The following is a 3,855-nucleotide window of genomic DNA, read 5'->3' on the forward strand; positions in this document are numbered from 1 at the left end:
TTCAGCTTTTGAGTAAGAATTCCGCCAAACTGATTTTCAGAGTTTGAGTAGATTCACACGTTTTATAAATTCAAATTTTGCTCAATATTCGCAAAATTTTCCGGGCGAGAGAGTGTTCCACATTTTTAGTTTTTTCTTTAAAAATCAAGATTTTAAAACTATATATTCCATTTCAGAATTTGAGTGGTCAATGAAAGCTAACGTTTTTGTATATGAATAGTAGCAGAATAAATATGCGATTTCTTTCAGTTTGTAAATAAAAATAGTAGAAAAGCACAAACGTTATAGTTTGCACTTTACTGCTATTTTTTATATACCGTGTTGGCAAATGTGCGTATTACTAAATTAGCCTTATTTATTAATAACTATTCGTTTCAATTTCATTAACTTTTGCTAATAAAGAAGTTTATTACCACTATCTCTTAAACTTAGAGTAATATCTGAACTACTATTAATTCTTAATTTGGGGTTTTCTGAAAAAACTATTGTTCCATCAGAGAGTTTCACTTTAAAGTAAAGTTTTTCTAGTGTACCAAAACTACCAACCCATTTTCCAAATTCACTTAAACCTTCTAAATCTCTAAATTCTTTGTTACTTCTTATATAAGTTCTTTGTTCACCATTGTTAATTGATGAATATGGGCCTTCATCTTTTTTATAAATTTTAACGTTTTTAGCAACTAAAGAATCTTTTTCAATAAATATCCCATTTTGATTGTCTCCAAGATATAAAACAAACCCAGAATACTCTTTATCCGTTCTGTTAATTATATTAATTATAAAACCTGCACTACCTTCTTCTTCTTCAAACCCAGAATGTCCACAAGCAGTAATTAATAATAAAAAAAGACCAACAAATATTATTTTCTTAGTATCCATAATCATCGTTATTAACAGAAAAATAGACTAATTTATTTTTGTCAGCCTTTTTAATTAACCAATACACACGTTCTATTTCTGCTAAATATTCAGGTGTATCTTCATCAAAGCTTTCATTTTTATAAATATACAATATATTTTTCATTTTTTCTTTAACCAGAGATTTTAGCCTTGAATTACTTGGGTTTCTTATATTATATGTTATCCCCAAAAAAGATTGATACGTAGTATCATCATCCCATATTTTTCTTCCAATAGCATTGTTATGATAATCCATTGCACTAACATCTTGGTTATTACCTCCGCATTTTTCATTCATATCTGCTACATCTTTAGCAAAATCTAATCTTGGTTTTTTAGCTGACATTGTATAATAATGATTTGCTAATAGTCCATTCCATAACGTGTGTTTAAAAGCATCTCTTTTTGTGTTTGCTTTTCCTACTGAATAATAGCTTAAAGCAGCGTTCCATGTTGCGTATGCACCAGCTTTATAATAAGCAACATATCTTTTTACATCCCACCAATCTATGCTTAATTCTCTTAAAGTACAAGCTTCTGTATCTTCACCATCTTTCTTAAGGGTAGTAATGGCAGGCATTTTTGGCGGTGTTGGATTGTAATTACCACCACCTCCATAATCCTCATCTTCATCAAATTCTATAAGATACCTACTTGCTACCATATCATTTAGGTTTCTAGAATAATAAGAATCTATTTCTTCTGAATTAACAGCAATTTGTTCTTCGGATAAGGTAGGAAAATCTTTTTTCACCATTTCCAGATCAAAACCTTCCTCTTGATAAGGAAAGTATTTAAAACTTTCATCAACTGCTTCTGAAAATTTTTCAACATCTAATGTTTCAACTCCTTTACGCGCAAAATTAATGCCTTTTTCAATTCGTTTTTCTTTTAAGACAAAATTAAATTTATCTGATTCATCTTTCTCTAAATTAACAATATTTGTTTTAAAACGATGGCTTACTGGTATTCCTTTAAAATAAACCAAGTTTGAGGTGTCAATTGTTGTTTCTTGTTTTTCTGGGGAGTAATCTTCTTCATTTTGACAAGAGTACATCAATAATCCTACTAGGATTAAAGTAAGTAATTTCAATTTTTGTAATTGTTTCATAATATTTCAATTTTTAATTAATATTCATTTTTCTGTAGCATTTTTGCCAACGTTGTTCTTTACTTTACGCTTTAATAAAGTAGTTATTATCTTTACTAAGAAACAAGAGGAGAACTAAAACGTTGTTTTGAATATCAGTTCCTTTGCACGTATCAGTCCTCTTGTTTTTCTTAAGTTGCTTTAGGACCATTTGGAATACATTTCAGAATTTTTGCAACATTAAATTCCGATTTTACTTTTCGCAAACCTGGCAGAATTCCAAAATTCTAATTAGCGAAAAAGTGTTCCACAATTTTCAATTTCTCCCAATTTTAACAACACAATTTTTTTTACCTTATAGATGGCTGATTTTTCCATTTTGATTGGTTTCCGCAAACTTGCTTGACAATGAATGGCAACGTTGTTGTGTATAGTTTGTTACGTGTTTTAAGCACTAAAGTTAGTAAATAAAACCACAGATTTAAAGTCTGCGAGGATTTTCGTAAGTAAGCGATTACCAGTAATAAATTATACACGGTGTTGGCAACTGGCTTTGCTTATTTCGTTCGTTTCATTTTTAATGGATATTGTCGAGTATCAAATACGTCTGCAATTTTAATTATTCCGTTTTCAATATCTACTGAATAAATTATCTTATAGTTTGTGTAAATTAAATATCTATATTCAGTTTTTCTCTCCTTAAGTAATTCCTCTTCTTGACCAATGAAAGAAGATTTCACTAATTTTTGTGGTTCGTTAATAATTCCTTTTGTAATTTTTTTCGCAACTCTTTCGTTTACTTCTTCTTCATAATATTCGTAAATTTTGTCAAGTTGAGTTTCTGCAAATTCAGACCAAATAATTTTTAATTTCATTATTCGTATTTAGCTAAAAGTTCAGAACTACTTTTAAATCGATTATTTCGAAAATCAGATTCCGATTTGTCAATTCGTTCATTCAATTCAGCTATTGTCATTGGTTCAAATATTTGCTTTGAAGTGTTTTTTTCTTTTCTCAATATTTTTTCAAGACGAGAAATGATATCTTCATTTTGAAGATTTAAAAATTCTTGAATAAATTCTATTTTTCGAGCTTCTAAATTCATTTTAATCTACTTTTTACCAAAGATACTAAATTTTCAGTTTATTATCCATTTTTCCTTAATTGACAAATTTTTATTTGCTTGTTGCCAACGTTTATGTATAAGATTAGTTGCGTGTTTTAAGCAGTGAATTTACTAAATAAAACACAAACCAAGAAAGTCCGTTTGGACTTTCGTAAATAAGCTAAAAGCCAGCAATTAATTTTATACGGTGTTGGCAAACGTTATTTATTATTTCCAAATTTCTTGTATTTATTTATATAAAAAATGCAACCGATAATTCCGAATATTACTATTCCAATATTTGTTTTCCCAGTATTCCAATTGTTGTAGACATATTTAATTCCTAAAATTCCAGAAAATATATAAATAAAAAACAAAATTTTTCCAATATTAGATTTATAATGTTCCGCTTCTTTGTCTATTATTAATTCATTTTTCCCATCTTTAATTTTATTTTCATCGAGTTTTTTAGTTCTCTTTTTCCTTTTTTTATTTAGATTCTCAATTCTCTTTTTAAACGCAAATAAGAAATTATCAAATTCATCTTTTTCAGGATTCCAATTTGGAAGTCTCATAATAGTAATAACTTCTGAAGGATTATAAATTTTGGCTCTTCGCTAAAAACAATGGATTTGTTAAAAATGATTACATTTCAGGATGGAATTAAACGGTTTATCAGACTTATTAGGAATTAGTAACCCCTGGGTTTTAATGGATATTAAGACTCAACCCAAGAATAAAGTTATAGATGTATTTATCG

Annotated in this window: 5 protein-coding genes; all 5 read right to left on the reverse strand. The window is 28.3% G+C overall.

Annotation, left to right across the window (positions count from 1 at the left end):
• Nucleotides 1-393: 393 nt before the first annotated feature.
• A complete protein-coding gene (locus tag ES044_RS17960) occupies nt 394-879 on the reverse strand; it encodes a hypothetical protein (RefSeq protein ID WP_147120721.1) in 486 nt (161 codons plus the stop codon).
• Nucleotides 869-2,011: a DUF6973 domain-containing protein gene (locus ES044_RS17965; protein ID WP_147120720.1), complete on the reverse strand. Its 1,143-nt coding sequence runs from the start codon at nt 2,009-2,011 to the stop codon at nt 869-871. Before ES044_RS17965 ends, ES044_RS17960 begins: the two co-directional genes overlap by 11 nt.
• A 536-nt stretch (nt 2,012-2,547) precedes the next feature.
• Complete coding sequence (locus ES044_RS17970) at nt 2,548-2,865, reverse strand: type II toxin-antitoxin system RelE/ParE family toxin (RefSeq protein WP_147120719.1); 318 nt, start codon at nt 2,863-2,865, stop codon at nt 2,548-2,550.
• A complete protein-coding gene (locus ES044_RS17975; RefSeq protein WP_147120718.1) occupies nt 2,865-3,095 on the reverse strand; it encodes a hypothetical protein in 231 nt (76 codons plus the stop codon). Before ES044_RS17975 ends, ES044_RS17970 begins: the two co-directional genes overlap by 1 nt.
• 221 nt (nt 3,096-3,316) lie before the next feature.
• Nucleotides 3,317-3,670: a hypothetical protein gene (locus ES044_RS17980; RefSeq protein WP_147120717.1), complete on the reverse strand. Its 354-nt coding sequence runs from the start codon at nt 3,668-3,670 to the stop codon at nt 3,317-3,319.
• Nucleotides 3,671-3,855: the final 185 nt, after the last annotated feature.

The organism is Polaribacter sp. IC066 (assembly GCF_007997085.1).
Classification (GTDB): domain Bacteria; phylum Bacteroidota; class Bacteroidia; order Flavobacteriales; family Flavobacteriaceae; genus Polaribacter.

Coding starts and splice junctions, on each gene's coding strand:
- ES044_RS17960 (WP_147120721.1), bottom strand. CDS start 879: ATGGATACTAAGAAAATAATATTTGTTGGTCTTTTTTTATTATTAATT.
- ES044_RS17965 (WP_147120720.1), bottom strand. CDS start 2,011: ATGAAACAATTACAAAAATTGAAATTACTTACTTTAATCCTAGTAGGA.
- ES044_RS17970 (WP_147120719.1), bottom strand. CDS start 2,865: ATGAAATTAAAAATTATTTGGTCTGAATTTGCAGAAACTCAACTTGAC.
- ES044_RS17975 (WP_147120718.1), bottom strand. CDS start 3,095: ATGAATTTAGAAGCTCGAAAAATAGAATTTATTCAAGAATTTTTAAAT.
- ES044_RS17980 (WP_147120717.1), bottom strand. CDS start 3,670: ATGAGACTTCCAAATTGGAATCCTGAAAAAGATGAATTTGATAATTTC.